The sequence below is a fragment of the [Clostridium] clostridioforme AGR2157 genome (assembly GCF_000424325.1).
Taxonomy (GTDB): domain Bacteria; phylum Bacillota; class Clostridia; order Lachnospirales; family Lachnospiraceae; genus Enterocloster; species Enterocloster clostridioformis_A.
In genome coordinates this window covers 77,439-91,991 of the sequence record NZ_AUJR01000011.1, presented here as the reverse complement: position 1 = coordinate 91,991, position 14,553 = coordinate 77,439, and the positions used below count along the sequence as shown (strand labels likewise).

The window sequence follows — 14,553 nt, the reverse complement described above, 5'->3', positions numbered from 1 at the left end:
TTTTCTAATATTGCAACCCCTCTTTAGAAGTTTTACTAATCAAGAGAGTTCAAGAAAGCTGTCTCCAATACCGGCATATTCCCCCTATTCATTCCGGATGGCTGCCAGGGGACTCAGCTTCATGGCACGCATAGCCGGCATGAATCCTGCGGCCATGCCCACAAAGATGGCAAAGATTACGGCGGCCACGGAAAGCCAGGGCGGTATTCTGGACAGGTTGCCTGTCAGGCCGTTCATTTCCTCCAGATTAACAAACCGGTTGATAACCACCGAGATACTGTAACTGAGCAGAATTCCAACAATGCCTCCCATGAAGCCGATAAAGCCGGATTCAATGAGGAACATGTTACGGATATTTCCCATATCGCAGCCCAGCACCTTCATGACTCCGATTTCCTTTGTCCTCTCATAAATGGACATCATCATGGTGTTGGCAATGCCGATGGCTGCCACGAACAGGGAAACGGCTCCGATACCGCCGAGAACAGCCTGTATCATGCTGGACTGCTGTTTCGTGCTCTCCATCCAGTCCGCCTGGCTGCTGACCTGGAATCCCATGTCCGCTATCTGCTTCTGAACCTCCTGGACATATTCCATATCGTCCACAAATATCTGTGCCCGGTTATAGGTCAGATAGTTAAGGGGCTTTCCCTTTTTATTGGTGGGCTGTCCCGGTATGACGGTTCCCTTTTTAAACACCTTGCGCAGCTGGGCTTTCAGTCCGTCGATGTCCGTGTATACGTTATAGGAATAGGAATTCCAGTCATCCGGACCGCCTTCCACCATGCCGGTAGCATTCATCATGTACTTTTTCGGCGGTTTTACAGGCGTCTGCCCGTCCTCTGATGAGCTGACGGAACCATTCCTGGTCTGGAAATAAGCGTCCACGTCGAAAATAACAAAGAGAGGCTTATTCATAAAGTCCACATCCGGCATCTCGCCTGTGTCCCAGTATCCGCGGCCTGTCTTGGAATTATAAAAATTCTGCTGGACCGTGTTGCCCACCACCAAGCCCATCTCTCCCGGCTCCGGCAGCCTGCCCTCGCCTAAGGGAATCTGTTCCAGAAAGGACTGGCTTACGCCCATGAGGGACAGATACTGGGCCTCGTAGGCTCCCTGACGCATAACCACATTGATTTCCAGAACCGGGGATACCCCGGACACATGGGACAGACGGCTAAACTGTTCTATGACATCGTCTGTGATGTAGGTGGGATCCGAGGATTTGCTGCTGCTCCCGCCCCCTCCAACCATCACTGCGCCCCCATAGGATGAACCGGAATACACGTTGATGGTGGTCAGGCTTCCCCAGGAGGAAATCTGTTCCATGAACATCTGGTCCAGTCCGATTCCCAGAGATACCATGACCACAATGGACGCCGTACCGATGATAACTCCCAGCACAGTCAGGACTGTTCTCAGCTTCCTGCGTCTTAAGTTGTTAATGCTCATGATTACGAGATCAGGAAATCTCATCGTCCACATCCTCTTCCCTTGCTGCCTTGCGTTTCTTCCTGATTCGGATGACAACTGCGGCTGCAATACCGGCCGCTGCCACCACACCGGCAATCATCAGGAACTTGTATTTACCCCAGAAGGACGGGGCTGCCTCTGCGTCCATGCTGCCTGCATCCATGGCCGCTCCCGTATCATCCCAGTTCTGTTCCATCTCCTCCATGACCATGAGGGTCAGCTCCTTTTCCACCGGTTCAGCGGGAACGCCGTTTTCATCCTCGTAATCAATGCGGATGCGCACGGTTCCCTCATCCTGGGTGGGAGCCACGCCTGTCAGCATGGTATCCACGTTGCCTGTTTCACCCGGCTTAATGTTTCCCACATAGGCGTCCGTGGTCTTGATGGAATCCGCCTCAAAGGTCACGGTCACGTTGTAAAGAATGACCTTTCCCGTGTTATTGATTCCAAACATGACATTGGACTCAGAGCCCACGGTCATGCTGTCCGGCATAACGTCAATGGTGCTGGTGCTTAACCGGGCGTACTGCTTTACAGGGATGTCCACTACAATACTTTCCTCTGCGTTCTTGAATTCAGGGCTGTCGTACTTCTCCTTTACCGTGATGGCGTAGGAGCGCTGGTCCACGCCTGCCCTAGCCGTGAATCTGGCCCTCACCTCAGTGGTCTGTCCGGGAGCCATATTGTCCACCACCAGAGAGGAGGTGCCTGACTCCGTGGTAAACACGGCGCTGTCCGATACCTTCTCCGACTCCAGGTTAAAGAGGATGTTGCTGGCAGGAACCGAGGTGGATGCATTCTTCATGTTAAGAATAAGCTCAAACTCGTCCCCTGCGTAGATTTCCTCCGGAACCGTGTGATAGCTCTCCACAATCAACCTGGCCCTGGTCCTGTCGTTGGCGTTAAAATCTCCCAGGTCGTCCTCTTTATCCTTGGACACGATATGTACGTAAAAGGTTCCCTCCTCCGTGTGCAGGTCTCCCTCAGAGCTCAGACGGAAGGTGATGGTGTATTTGATTGGATAATAGCCTGTGTAGGAATCCTTGCGGATTGCCATGCTGTAGGGGGCGGACACGGTTTCCCCGGGCTGCACGCGCTCAAAGGTGCGGTCATAGTTACCGTCATTGATTTCAAAGGGGAACTTGGCATCGTCCTCTGAGAGCTGCATGCTGACCGTCACATCCTGTGCCGTGGTCTCCCTCTTGTTGCGGAAATTCACGGTGTAATCCATGACATTGGGATAGACGCCCCGCGGTGTGGGCTGATTCTCACCCACCACAAAGTAATTGCCTTCCTTTTTGTCCTCCTCGTCGTCTGCTCCGGATGTGGATGAGGTGGAAATCCATACATTGATATAATCCGTATCAGAACCGCCGTCCCATTCAAGCAGTACAGGGATGCTGTAGTATCCCTGAAGGGCATCACGCCGCACCCTGGCTGACAGGGACACGCTCTTTACATTGCCCTTCTTGATGGTTCCCACGCTCTTGGCCACAAAGGTGGTTTCCATGATTTCAAACGGATAATAGTCAACGGAGTAATCCCCGTTTCCCCGCTCCTCTATCTGCTGGAAATCATTGGTCTCCAGGAGACTGATGCGCAGGTTCTCCATGTCCTCATCCGTGGCCCTGATACGGAATGGGATGGACATGGATTTTCCTATGGTCCCTTTGGGTGATTTTGTAGTAAATACATAATCATTTTCACTGGCATTGGTGTTATAGCCCAGTCTGTAATCGCTGGCCGCCGCACTGGACGAATAAATCCCGGCCAGCATACAGGCTGCCAGGAACGCCGTCAGGCCTTTGCACCATTTATTTGCTCTCATTATCATTGCACTCCTTTTTCTCTGCATTCCCATATAACGCTTCCCTGCCGCCTGTCTCGATTCCCACAATCCGGCCGTCCATAATTCGGATTCTCCGGTCCGCATAGGAGGCCAGATTGTTGTCGTGGGTAACCATGACCAGGGTCTGGTTCTGCTCCCTGACAATCTTCTGCATCAGGCGCAGCACCTCCATGGTGGTCTTGGAATCCAGGTTTCCCGTGGGCTCATCGGCAAATATAATCTGAGGTTTTACCACCAGGGCCCTGGCAATTCCCACACGCTGCTGCTGTCCGCCGGACATCTGGTTGGGCATATGCCTGGCCTGTCCTCCCACACCTACCAGATCCATGTATTTCCTGGCTTCCTTAAGCCGCTGTTTCCTGGAAACGCCCCGAAAGGAAAGGGGAAGGGCTACATTCTCCAGGGCATTCATGGTATTTAACAGGTTGTATGCCTGGAAGATAAATCCCACCTTTTCGCGGCGGAAGCTCACCAGCTGGCGCTCCGTCATCTTCTCTATATGGACCCTGCCAATCTCAATCTCCCCCTTGGTGGGCTTCTCCAATCCGGCCAGCATGTTGAGAAGAGTGGATTTGCCGGAACCGGAGGCTCCTACAATGGCAACGAATTCTCCCTTATATATGTCAAAATCCAGTCCGTCCAGGGCCCGGACCTTGATATCGCCTACCCGGTATATCTTATATAAATTCTTTACCCGTATGACCACGGGCCTGTTTTCTTTTCCTGTGTCTTTTTCTCCTGCATCCTGTTTCTCAGGGACCGACGACACGGCCAACTGTTCCTCTGCCAAATCCAGCCTCCTTTCCGGGGCGTAAAAGCGCTCCAATCCGGATAACAGCCTCTATGGACAGACTGTTACTGATTTTGTTCAGTATAGCACAGAGAACGTGATTTGTTCTTCTGTTTTTCTTTAATCTTCCTTTAATAATTCCTTACACCCTATCAGTTTTCAGTAGCAAATGTAACACGAAAACAGGTAATTGTAAAGTAAATCAGGCCGGAGCGCAGTAAAAGACCGGGCCCCGCTGGTTTTTAAGCGGGGCCCGGTCATGGTGGGTTCTTTATATTTCACAGTACGGTTCAGGAGTAGCGTTCATAGGACAGCAGATAGCCGTTTTTCTTCAGCCATTTCATGTCCAACCTGAAGGGAAGTCCGGGGATGTCCGGCAGATAAAACCTCCCGCCCCTGCGTTCCACGGTCACTTCCATGCAGTCCAGCACAGGCTGGTTGCAGACCTCCAGGAATTCCTCCATGGCATCATCCCCTGCCGTAGCAATGAGCGGACAGGCAAGAAGGGGCAGGCCGCCTGAGGAAAAACGTATGTTGTTTTGAACCGCCATATCCCGCACCTGCATCTATTCCCTTATGCCTGCAAAGGAGGAAGGGACCGGCTGGAAATGGCGGACGCCCGCATCCAGGTAGGGTGTGAACATATAGTGGTTACGCACCGACTCGCCGGCAGCCACGGGAATGGGACAGCTCTCTGTCAATTCACCATAGCCCTTAAAATCAAATCCGTGAATCGGTTCTTCAAACCATGCAATATCATATTTCCAATGGTCTCCCGCACCAGCCTGACCCGCTCCACGTCATAGTCAATCTTGGTGGCAAAATCTGTTCCCACCTTCATCTTTACTGTCTTATGCCCGCAGTCCATGAAATGTTCCATTTCCCCGGCCAGAGCGGCGCCGCTCAGGTGTGTGCTCCCTCCGCTTCCATATACGGTAACACTGTCCTTTAAAGCTCCCAGGAACCGGTGGAAGGGCATGCCTGCACGCTTTGCCAGAATATCGGTGAGAAGGTACTCAAGCTTTCCCACCTCCCCTGCCGTCTCCCCGTCAAAACCGGAATTTCGGCATGACCAGTATACCTTGTGCATCCACTGAGCGAAGCTCCTTTTCTCACCGGTCATAATAAGGGGAAGAATGGTCTTTTCCATGATGGACGAGCAGGGGCACACGCCCCTGATGCCGTCCTCCGTATAGAGCTTCACATATTTGCTTATCTTGGAATGGGTAAACGGTCCTCCGGTTGCATCGTAAAACGGTTCTTTCTGGGGTACCGGCGCAAGATTGATAATAAATGCGTCTGTGAATTTGAGTAATTCGCCATCGTACTTCATTTTCGTCTATTCCCATCCTTTTGGAAGATACGTAAGCGTGTTCTTTATCATGTCATCCACCAGAAGCCTGACATCCTCCTCCCGGCAGTTCTTTCCCTTTACAAGGGGATCGTTCATAAATGCCCTGACCACCTTTTCCTTATCCGGATGGAGGGCTGCTTCCATAATCAGCTCATGGTTCTCCAGATGGGGCATCAGAAGTTCCTTTACATTTTCCGGCACGGCTCCCGCAACCACCGGATAGATGTGATCCTTTTCAAAGACCGCGTTGGTCTCCACCAGGGCATCTGCGGGCAGGTTGGTAATCTGGCAGGCCGTATTCGGAATATTCACATTGCTGACAACCCTTGTAAGGCCGCAGAGTGCTTTGATTAAAAGGATCCCCTCTTCACCAGTGGGATCCAGCTTGACTTCCTCTTCGCCGGCTGCCAGCCTGCGGCTCCTCTCCAGCCTCTCCTTCAGGTCATTCTTTCTCCACTGCACCGTAGTCAGACCAAATTTCCAGGATGCGACTGTCTCCGGATCATTCAGATACTCATTTCCCGGCATGAATTCAGCCAGATGCCTGTCGCCTGCCGCCGCAATCAGGCCATACCTCTTAAACAGATCCATCTTGACCCGGTTGGCACACTTGAAGGAAGAATTCATCCAGTTTTCGCCTTCCACCTCATATCCCTGGTCAAAATGTGCGTCAATATAGTCCTGGTAAACAGGGAACAAGTCAATTCCCTTATAGGAAGCGCTGGAAAACCATGTGAAATGGTTGATGCCCAGCACATTGACATGGATGTCATGCCAGTCAATCTCCTTTTCCCCGCAGCTCTCCTCGCAGATTCCCTTAAGGACCTTCTGGGTGCCAAAGACCTCATGGCAGCAGCCGAATGCCTTGATTTCCGGGAACACCTGATACAGTGTCTTTACGCACAGTGACATGGGATTGGTATAATTAATCACCCATGCCTTTGGCGCATACTCTTTTATGGCCTCAGCAATCTCCACGAACATGGGAATGGTGCGCAGGGCGCGGACCATTCCGCCTGGTCCTGCCGTATCACCTACAGACTGGTAGATTCCCAGGCGCTCCGGAAGGTGAACATCCGATTCCATCTCGTCAAAGGTGCCGGGCAGGATGGAGATGACAACGAAATCACATCCAGTCAAAGCATCCTTAAGGCTTAAGCTGGTCTCAAACTTCCAGTCTCCTTTGGCGTCGTCCCTCTGCATCAGGCGGTTACCAATCACCTCATTGTTCTTTGCCGCGTCGCCATCAATATCGTACAGCCGTATGGTTCCGCTAATCTGGTCCTCCAGGGCAAGGTCTGTCATAAAGGTCCAGGCCCATCCCCTGGAACCGCCGCCTATATATGCAATCTGGATATCCTTAACTTTATTATCACTATACTTCATAGCTTCCTCCTTTTTATGTTTACCTGAAATACACCTGCTCTGCATTTCTGTACATGATTAGTTCCTTTTCTTCCCTGGAACATACATCGCTGCAGGTGATGTACTGAATCAAGTGCTGATAACTGTCCTCCTTCAGCACAGAGGGTATATCCGTTCCGAAAATGAGTCGGTCTGCCCCTGCTATCTCAATTCCATGCTTCAGATACCGCACCGCATTGGGATAGGGGTAGGCATCAGGGCCGCAGTTATGGGGCAGGGCGGCCAAATCAAACCACACATTGGGCAGGGCCAGCGTCTTGAGTCCTTCCACCAGCTTATCCTCGTCCCTCATGGACACGGCCAGCAGATGGCAGACCACAAACTTCATGGATGGATGCTCCTTTATCACACGCAACAGCCGGTCTGTCTGCCAGCTCTCACTGCCGTATTTGCCGATATCAATGACAAACACGAGACCATGCTCATCCGCATAATCATATTCAGCCTTCATAATGTCCCCGTCTAACGGCAGCGTGAAATGACTGGCCATGAGCCCGGAACCGGTGCTCACCTCAAACTTCACGATTGGGAACCCCAAATCTTCAAACAGGTGTTTTCGTATCTGTTCCTTACCTCTGCAAAAAGGGTCATAGGAGGCAGCGGCCCGGAACCGGTCCGGATATTTTTTCACCGCTTCCATGGAATAGAGATTCTGGAAACCAAAGTAATTTCCCTGGAGCAGCACTGCTTTCTCCACTCCGTTTCCATCCATCTTTCTGAGAATGTCCTCAGCAGTCACCACACCCTGGCTGAATTCATCCGGAAGCATTCGGAACCGTTCCCCTGACGCATATTCCGCCATGCCGTTTCCGGCAAAGCGCAGCTCTCCCCCTGCCCCTGTCCCGGCTATGTACTGTACCAGATGGACGTGTCCGTCTATTATCTTCATTTCATGTTCCATTTTCATCATCCTTTCAGGCCGGAGGTACTGACGCCCTCAACCAGATATTTCTGGAAGAACAGGAATATAAGGATTGACGGCAGGATGGACAAGGTAGCCATGGCGAACATTGCGCCATAATCCGATGACGAGCCGGGGTCGCAGAAAAGCTTAAGCGCAAGGCTGACAGGGTACATGCTGGACTTGCTGACATACAGCAGGGCTGAAAGGAAATCATCCCATCTCCACATGAAGGAGAATATGCAGGCCGTGACCAGTGCCGGCTTTATAAGAGGCAGCATGATGCGTGTAAAAATGCCTGCATAGGAACATCCGTCAATCTTGGCCGCTTCATCCAATTCCGTAGGAATACCGCTGATGAAGTTGGATATCAGGTACACGAAAAATCCCTGTATGGCAAAGTAATACGGAACAGTTAACGGCATGTAGGACCCCACCCAGCCCAGCTTCTGATACCACAGATACTGGGGAATCATGAGTACCTGGGCGGGAAGCATCATGGAGAGCAGCATGGCTGCAAACAGGATTCCACGGCCTCTGAACTTGAATCTGGCAAACCCGTAGGCCACCAGGGCGGATGATGCCACGGTTCCCAGAGTGGCCACTACTGAGATGAAGATGGAGTTTTTAAAGAATGTGGCAAAGGAAATCTTTCCAAACCCCTTCCATCCCGTGGAATAATTGCTGACTATGAATTTCTCCGGAATCAGGCTGCCCGCTGTGGAGAATATGGTGCTGTTCTCCTTAAAAGAACTCATGACCATCCATATCAGGGGATAAATCATGATAATGCCAATGACGAAAACAATCACATGGTATACTGCTTTTTTAACCACTCGCTTCTCTTTCATGATTAAAGCCCTCCTTCATATACCCAGAACCGTTTCGTTGCAAACAGGAACAGGGTTACCAGACCAATCACAGCCAGCATGACCCATGCAAGGGCCGCGCCATATCCTGTGTTGTAGAATTCAAAGGACTGCTTATACATGTACACGGTATAGAGCAGGGTCGAATTCATGGGTTTTCCCTGGGTGATGATGTAGCACTGGGTAAAGGCCAGGAAGCCGTTAATCATCTGCATGACCAGGTTAAAAAATATGGTGGGGGTCAGCAGAGGCAATGTAATCTTAAAGAATTTTCCGGGTGCGCTGGCGCCGTCCACCTCTGCCGCCTCATACAGGGACTGTGGAACCTGTTTTAAGGATGAGAGGAAAATAAGCATGGATGAACCAAACTGCCAGACCACCAGTAATATGAGAACCCATATGGCTGTTCTGGTGTCTCCCAGCCATGAAAAGCTGGTCTGGATTCCCACCATTCCCAGAAGCTTATTCACCACGCCGTCCATGGCAAACATCCTCTTCCACAGGATGGAGACTGCCACGGAACCGCCGATGATGGAAGGAAGGTAATAGGCCGCTCTGTAAAAACCGGACATTTTGGAATTTTCCAGCAAAAGCATGGCCACAATCAAAGCAAACAGAAGTTTGAGCGGAACAGACACAAATGCAAAGAAAAAAGTTACCTTCAGCGTTTTAAAAAACGTCTCGTCCTGGAACATGGAAATAAAATTCTTAAGTCCTGTAAAAACAGGCGGTGAAAGTATGTCATAGTCACAGAACGAATAATACAATGAGATCCCCATTGGTACAATCATAAACAGCAGGAATCCAATGGTAAATGGCAGTGTAAACAGGACACCTGCCACACTTTCCTTGCTGAGCCGCTGCTTTAATGCCTTCATAGCCTCTCCTCCTCGCCTTATGAAAAGAGCGACCTCCAACAGCCGATCTTTTTTAATTTGCTAATTTTTCTTGGACTCCATGAGCTTTGACCCTTCTGTAAACAGCTGCTGTCCGGCATCCTCAGCCGTCATCTGGCCGTAACATACCTGTTCCTCCAGCTTATTCAGAAGATCGTTTACCTCGCTTGAGCCGTCAGCAGCAGGCGGGTTGATCTGGGAAGAATTGTCGGATACAACTTCATTGATGAACTTTATCACTTCCTGGCTGGTCTCATCCATCTTAGGCGCAATGGAATCAGCTACGAATGCTGACAGAGGAATACCTCTCTCTCCCAGAAGTATTTCATTGCATTCCACTGAGTTGGTGATGAAGTTCAGGATCTTTGCCGCCTCGTCCGGATTTGCGCTGTCCTTTGTGATGGCAAAGAACTGGCTTGGCTTCAGATAATCGGACTTGACAGGGTCTGCTGAAGGCCAGGTGGTTATGGCAATCTCCACGCCCTCAGGTGCAGCGCTTCTGATGGCTGTGAGCTGGTTGGTATAGTTAAACGCACACCAGGACATGGTTTCAGGATTGGAACCATATACCATTGGGTCCTGCTCTACTGAGCCGATGGTCCTCTCTGCAAAAATGGAAGGATCCACAACCCATCCCTCCCTTATGCCATCCTCATAGAGTTTGAAATAGGATACATAGTCCTCTGCTGTTCCGCCCAGTTTTCCGTCCTCGAACATAACTACATCATTGGCGCGCAGGAAATACTCGATAAAGTTCTCGCCGTTGTTATATGCAATATTGGTCTTATATCCTGTCTTTTCCCTGATTTCCCTGCAGAGGGTAATGAACTCATCCATGGTCATGTTGTCTTTTACCGTGATTCCTGCCTCATCCAGGGCTGTCTTGTTGTACAGCAGCGCAGGCGCATTGATGCCGTTGCAGATTGCATAGAGTCCGTCCCCTACCTTACCGGAGCTCAGTACATCTTCATTGCAGTTTGTCACGTCGATGGTGCCGTTTTCAATATAAGGTGTCAAGTCCACCAGCAAATCATTGTTTACATACTGCTGGATATATTTGTAATCCATCTGGACGATGTCCGGCATGGAATGTCCGGCGGCGGCAGTCGCCAGCTTGTTCCAGTAATCTGCCCACTCTGAAAACTGTCCGTCAAATGTAACTCCTGGATTCTGTTCTGAATACAGCTCCAGGATGGCCTGTGTACGCTCATTCCTTACCTGATTGCCCCACCAGGCAACCACCATCTCCGAGCCGTCCCCGGCTGCGGCCTTTTCCCCGGATGCTCCTTCTGCCTGTGAACCGGCTGCCTTGGTAACTGCGGTACCGGAGCCGCCGCATGCTGTCAGGCTTGCTGCTGCCAGGGCAGCTGTGAGTACCAGTGCGCATTTCTTTTTCATGATTAAAACCTCCCTCGTTCTTAAGTTGCTTTTGATGAATTGATTATACCTGCTTTTTGCTTTCAAACCAATCAATAAAACCGATGTCCATGGTTATTTTTCCGACTTTTTCATACAGTTTATGCGGATGCAACTTTCCCTTGTCCTGTTGAAAGATATGGTATATATTAAACTAAGACAGGAAATTCCCACTGAAAACAGGAGTAACTTATGAGTTACCTGAAACGGATAAAACGTGATTTTGAAAATCTCTCCATGAAAAATAAACTGCTGGCCGTTGTATTGTCCAATGTGGTGCTGATTCTTCTCATAGCGCTCATGGGGCTGCGTATTTCCTCCAACGCATACAATGAACAGCTCTACAAGGCCATTGCCGGAAATCTGTCCTTTTCCTCCGGGACCATTTCCGGCAACTTAAAAAGCATCGAGACCCTTTCCTCTGTCATCATCTCCTCCTCCGTGATTCAGGATTCCTTAAACCGCATTGACAATACGGAGGATCCTCTTATATGGTCCGGCAACACCCCCCGAATCAGCGCAGCCATCAACAATTACCAGCAGGCCTACAAAAATAACGGCGTATCCGCTATTGCGTTAAATAACCGCTATTTCCAAAACCTGACTAATTTCGTGGTCATCAACAATGCGGATACGGACACGGTACAGGACGCGGTGGACAAGGCCAGGGAGCGGGAAGGAGCCATTACCTGGACCATTGACTATGACCATGGTCTGTATATACTCAGCCGTAGCGTCAGGAAGGTATACAACCTGGAGCTGGACCATCTGGGCGACCTGCTGGTCTTTGTGGATCTGGACCGGATTGTAAGGGATGCCAACCGCGCGGTAACCACCTACGGCGACTCCGGCTATATTCTCTTTGACGGGGACCAGCTCATATACACCTCTGACGGGATTGACCCGGAAACCGCCAATGGTTTCATGAAACAGACCGGCCAGCCCTACAGCATCGTACACCAGAACGGACACAGCTATTTTGCAGTTAAAAACACCATTCCCTATTACAACTGGACCTACATAAACCTGGTCCCCTATGACCAGATTGCCAATTCCACAGGCATGGCCTACCGACTTATCCTGGCCATGCTCATTGTGGGCTTCATCGCTGCCCTGGCATGTTCCAGGCGCCTGACCCGCTACATTTTAAAGGACTTCGACCTTTTAATACAGAAGATGGAGTTTTTCAGCAGCACGGAGCTTAAGATGCCTGAGGTGGAGGTGGACTACAGTAAACGGACCGATGAAATCAGCAGGCTGCACCAGCATTTTGACACCATGGCCGGCCGTATCCAGTACCTGGTCCGGAACAATTATGTGAATCAGATTTTAAGCCGCGACGCAAAGCTTAAGGCGCTGGAATCCCAAATCAATCCACATTTTTTATACAATACCCTGGAAACCATCAACTGGCGGGCCAAGGCCTTAAAGGACCAGCAGATTTCCTCCATGGTGGAATCCCTGGGAACCCTGCTTCGGGCTACCCTCAGCAACAAAAAGCCTCTTGTGGCCCTGGATTACGAGATTGGCCTGGCCGGAAGCTACATGACCATTCAGAAAATACGCTTTGAGGACCGGCTTCTGTTCCATGTGGAGTGTCCTAAAGAGCTGGGCAAAGCCCTTATCCTGCCCCTTACCATCCAGCCCCTTCTGGAAAATGCCATACGCTACGGCATGGAGGAAATGATGGATACTTGTGAAATCAGCATACGGACCATGAAGGAAGGGGACCTGCTGATAGTGGAGGTGTCAAATGAAGGCTCTGTATTCGAGGACGGCCTTCTTGAAAAGCTTCAGGACGGCACCAAGAATGCCCACGGCTTTGGCATCGGCCTGGTCAATATCCACCAGCGCATCCAGATGCTTTTTGGGGAAGCCTATGGACTGTCCTTTAAGAACAAGGATGAGAAAGCCATTGCAATCATCACTATACCATACAAAACAGAGGAAGATGACTATGCTTAAATTAATCATTGCGGACGATGAACGCATCATCCGCGAAACCATATCCACCATCATCAATTGGAAGGAATACGACATCGAGGTGGTGGGCCTGTGCAAAAACGGAATGGAAACATATGACATGATAATGGACGAGACGCCGGATATCGTGCTGACCGATATCCGGATGCCCGGCATGGACGGCCTGGAACTGATTCGCAGGATTTCCGGCACGGACCTGAACGTACAGTTCATCATCCTCTCCGGCTACGGGGAATTTGAGTATGCCAAGGAAGCCATGAAAAACGGGGTTAAATACTATCTTCTAAAGCCCTGTAATGAACTGCAGATCATTGACTGTATCGAGCAGTGCAAGAAGGACTGCTACCAGCAGAAACTCATGGAACGGATTGTATCCGACCGCTTCATGGCAATCAACAGCATGAATCACAATGTCATTTTCAGCATCATCAATGACAGCATATGCCAGAACCGAGATTTTCCGGACATCATCCGTTCCTATGAGTCCTATATCGACTTTAAATTCACGGTCTGCAGGCTGTTCTATGTGTATTTTCTGCCCTTTGAGCACCTGGAGGAGTTTCTGGATGATTTAAGGCTGTATTGCAGCGAAAATATTTCCTCCGTCATCATCCACGGCGTATACGTCAATAACACACTGCTTCTGTTCTTTAAGGACTTTGCCGCAAACTACCAGGATCTGGAGCGTTTCATCTGCCAGAGGCACTATCCGGGCCAGGCCGTAACCCTGGAAACCGAATCCACACTGTATTCCAACCTGGAACAGCTTCTGGTTGTGGTTCTCAAGAAAATAAGGCGTTATGGGATGATTTATTATATCAATAATTTTCATCTGCTCTACACCTGCAATTACAACACCCATATCAATGAATTGGAGCAGCTGTGCCAGTCTATCCTGGACCGGCAGCCGGATTCCGTGCAGAAGCTGACCGATCTCATAAAGGATATAAATGACATCACCTTTTTAAAACAGATTGCCAGCAACCTGTTCATGAAGCTCACCCTGAACAGTCCCTCCCTCTCCTCCGCCTGGCTGACCGAACTCCTGGTCCGGATTGAAAATGAACAGAGCTTAACGGACTTAAAAAACCTTGCCATTGAACGGGTGGAGGACATACTGAGGGAGCCTGACAGCGGGCAGACCGTAAGCACCATGACCCGGCAGATATTTGACTATGTGAGCCAGAACCTGCAGGATGACAACCTGACCCTTAAATATATTTCAAAAAACTATCTCTTCATGAATGTGGACTATGTCAGCAAAAAATTCCTGAAGGAGACCGGTACCAAATTTTCCACCTACCTGGCGGACATGCGGATTAAAACAGCCAAGGAGCTGCTGGCCTCCAAGGGTCTGGATAAGATACAGGACGTGGCCCAGGAAGTGGGACTGGGAAATAACCCCCAGTATTTTTCCCAGCTGTTCAAGAAAAAAACAGGCATGACTCCCAGCGCCTACATTGCACAGGTCCTTGGAAGACCCGGCAAATAAAAAGCAATCATTTTCTTAAAAGCCTGTAATTTTTACTTGACTTATACCGCATTCTATGTAAGAATATGACGAGGCACAAATCAGTGCCATATCTGGCTGGTCCGG

The 14,553-nt window shown here is 50.1% G+C and carries 13 protein-coding genes; 2 read left to right on the top strand and 11 right to left on the bottom strand.

All coding sequences use genetic code 11. The features are described from left to right. Window positions 1-84: 84 nt before the first annotated feature. From G614_RS0106925 to G614_RS0106885, 11 genes are all read right to left on the bottom strand, one after another. Window positions 85-1,476 carry an ABC transporter permease gene (locus G614_RS0106925; protein ID WP_027641374.1) on the bottom strand — a complete coding sequence of 464 codons (1,392 nt, stop codon included), beginning with the start codon at window positions 1,474-1,476 and terminating at the stop codon, window positions 85-87. After that, the gene (locus G614_RS0106920; protein WP_027641373.1) at window positions 1,463-3,301 is read right to left on the bottom strand and encodes a CARDB domain-containing protein; all 1,839 of its coding nucleotides are present in this window, start codon (window positions 3,299-3,301) and stop codon (window positions 1,463-1,465) included. The genes G614_RS0106925 and G614_RS0106920 overlap by 14 nt, the downstream gene beginning before the upstream one ends. Further along, complete coding sequence (locus G614_RS26970) at window positions 3,288-4,112, bottom strand: ABC transporter ATP-binding protein (protein ID WP_080664483.1); 825 nt, start codon at window positions 4,110-4,112, stop codon at window positions 3,288-3,290. Before G614_RS26970 ends, G614_RS0106920 begins: the two co-directional genes overlap by 14 nt. 290 nt (window positions 4,113-4,402) lie before the next feature. Further along, window positions 4,403-4,663, bottom strand: coding sequence for a hypothetical protein (locus tag G614_RS32515; protein WP_242828015.1), 261 nt, complete (start codon window positions 4,661-4,663; stop codon window positions 4,403-4,405). 15 nt (window positions 4,664-4,678) lie between these two features. Then, window positions 4,679-4,846 (bottom strand): hypothetical protein, encoded by a 168-nt coding sequence (locus G614_RS34290; RefSeq protein WP_242828017.1) that lies wholly within the window; start codon window positions 4,844-4,846, stop codon window positions 4,679-4,681. Next, the gene (locus tag G614_RS32505; RefSeq protein ID WP_242828014.1) at window positions 4,810-5,445 is read right to left on the bottom strand and encodes a hypothetical protein; all 636 of its coding nucleotides are present in this window, start codon (window positions 5,443-5,445) and stop codon (window positions 4,810-4,812) included. Before G614_RS32505 ends, G614_RS34290 begins: the two co-directional genes overlap by 37 nt. A gap of 6 nt (window positions 5,446-5,451) precedes the next feature. Next, window positions 5,452-6,852, bottom strand: a complete 1,401-nt coding sequence (locus tag G614_RS0106905) for a glucosidase (protein ID WP_027641372.1) — start codon at window positions 6,850-6,852, stop codon at window positions 5,452-5,454. Between the two features lie 19 nt (window positions 6,853-6,871). Then, window positions 6,872-7,801: an amidohydrolase family protein gene (locus G614_RS0106900; RefSeq protein ID WP_027641371.1), complete on the bottom strand. Its 930-nt coding sequence runs from the start codon at window positions 7,799-7,801 to the stop codon at window positions 6,872-6,874. Beyond that, window positions 7,798-8,643 (bottom strand): carbohydrate ABC transporter permease, encoded by an 846-nt coding sequence (locus G614_RS0106895; RefSeq protein ID WP_027641370.1) that lies wholly within the window; start codon window positions 8,641-8,643, stop codon window positions 7,798-7,800. The genes G614_RS0106900 and G614_RS0106895 overlap by 4 nt, the downstream gene beginning before the upstream one ends. Before the next feature lie 2 nt (window positions 8,644-8,645). Then, window positions 8,646-9,539 carry a carbohydrate ABC transporter permease gene (locus G614_RS0106890; protein WP_027641369.1) on the bottom strand — a complete coding sequence of 298 codons (894 nt, stop codon included), beginning with the start codon at window positions 9,537-9,539 and terminating at the stop codon, window positions 8,646-8,648. Between the two features lie 60 nt (window positions 9,540-9,599). Then, window positions 9,600-10,955, bottom strand: coding sequence for an ABC transporter substrate-binding protein (locus G614_RS0106885; protein ID WP_027641368.1), 1,356 nt, complete (start codon window positions 10,953-10,955; stop codon window positions 9,600-9,602). A 210-nt stretch (window positions 10,956-11,165) separates the two neighbouring features. Here G614_RS0106885 and G614_RS0106880 point away from each other — a divergent pair, with 210 nt between their 5' ends. Both G614_RS0106880 and G614_RS0106875 read left to right on the top strand, forming a co-directional pair. Further along, the gene (locus G614_RS0106880; RefSeq protein WP_027641367.1) at window positions 11,166-12,938 is read left to right on the top strand and encodes a sensor histidine kinase; all 1,773 of its coding nucleotides are present in this window, start codon (window positions 11,166-11,168) and stop codon (window positions 12,936-12,938) included. Continuing rightward, window positions 12,931-14,448, top strand: a complete 1,518-nt coding sequence (locus G614_RS0106875) for a response regulator transcription factor (protein WP_027641366.1) — start codon at window positions 12,931-12,933, stop codon at window positions 14,446-14,448. The genes G614_RS0106880 and G614_RS0106875 overlap by 8 nt, the downstream gene beginning before the upstream one ends. Window positions 14,449-14,553: the final 105 nt, after the last annotated feature.

Bases quoted from the DNA above. Each gene is read 5' to 3' on its own strand.
- G614_RS0106925 (WP_027641374.1), bottom strand. From the start codon at position 1,476: ATGAGATTTCCTGATCTCGTAATCATGAGCATTAACAACTTAAGACGC.
- G614_RS0106920 (WP_027641373.1), bottom strand. From the start codon at position 3,301: ATGAGAGCAAATAAATGGTGCAAAGGCCTGACGGCGTTCCTGGCAGCC.
- G614_RS32515 (WP_242828015.1), bottom strand. From the start codon at position 4,663: ATGGCGGTTCAAAACAACATACGTTTTTCCTCAGGCGGCCTGCCCCTT.
- G614_RS32505 (WP_242828014.1), bottom strand. From the start codon at position 5,445: ATGAAGTACGATGGCGAATTACTCAAATTCACAGACGCATTTATTATC.
- G614_RS0106905 (WP_027641372.1), bottom strand. From the start codon at position 6,852: ATGAAGTATAGTGATAATAAAGTTAAGGATATCCAGATTGCATATATA.
- G614_RS0106900 (WP_027641371.1), bottom strand. From the start codon at position 7,801: ATGATGAAAATGGAACATGAAATGAAGATAATAGACGGACACGTCCAT.
- G614_RS0106895 (WP_027641370.1), bottom strand. From the start codon at position 8,643: ATGAAAGAGAAGCGAGTGGTTAAAAAAGCAGTATACCATGTGATTGTT.
- G614_RS0106890 (WP_027641369.1), bottom strand. From the start codon at position 9,539: ATGAAGGCATTAAAGCAGCGGCTCAGCAAGGAAAGTGTGGCAGGTGTC.
- G614_RS0106885 (WP_027641368.1), bottom strand. From the start codon at position 10,955: ATGAAAAAGAAATGCGCACTGGTACTCACAGCTGCCCTGGCAGCAGCA.
- G614_RS0106880 (WP_027641367.1), top strand. From the start codon at position 11,166: ATGAGTTACCTGAAACGGATAAAACGTGATTTTGAAAATCTCTCCATG.
- G614_RS0106875 (WP_027641366.1), top strand. From the start codon at position 12,931: ATGCTTAAATTAATCATTGCGGACGATGAACGCATCATCCGCGAAACC.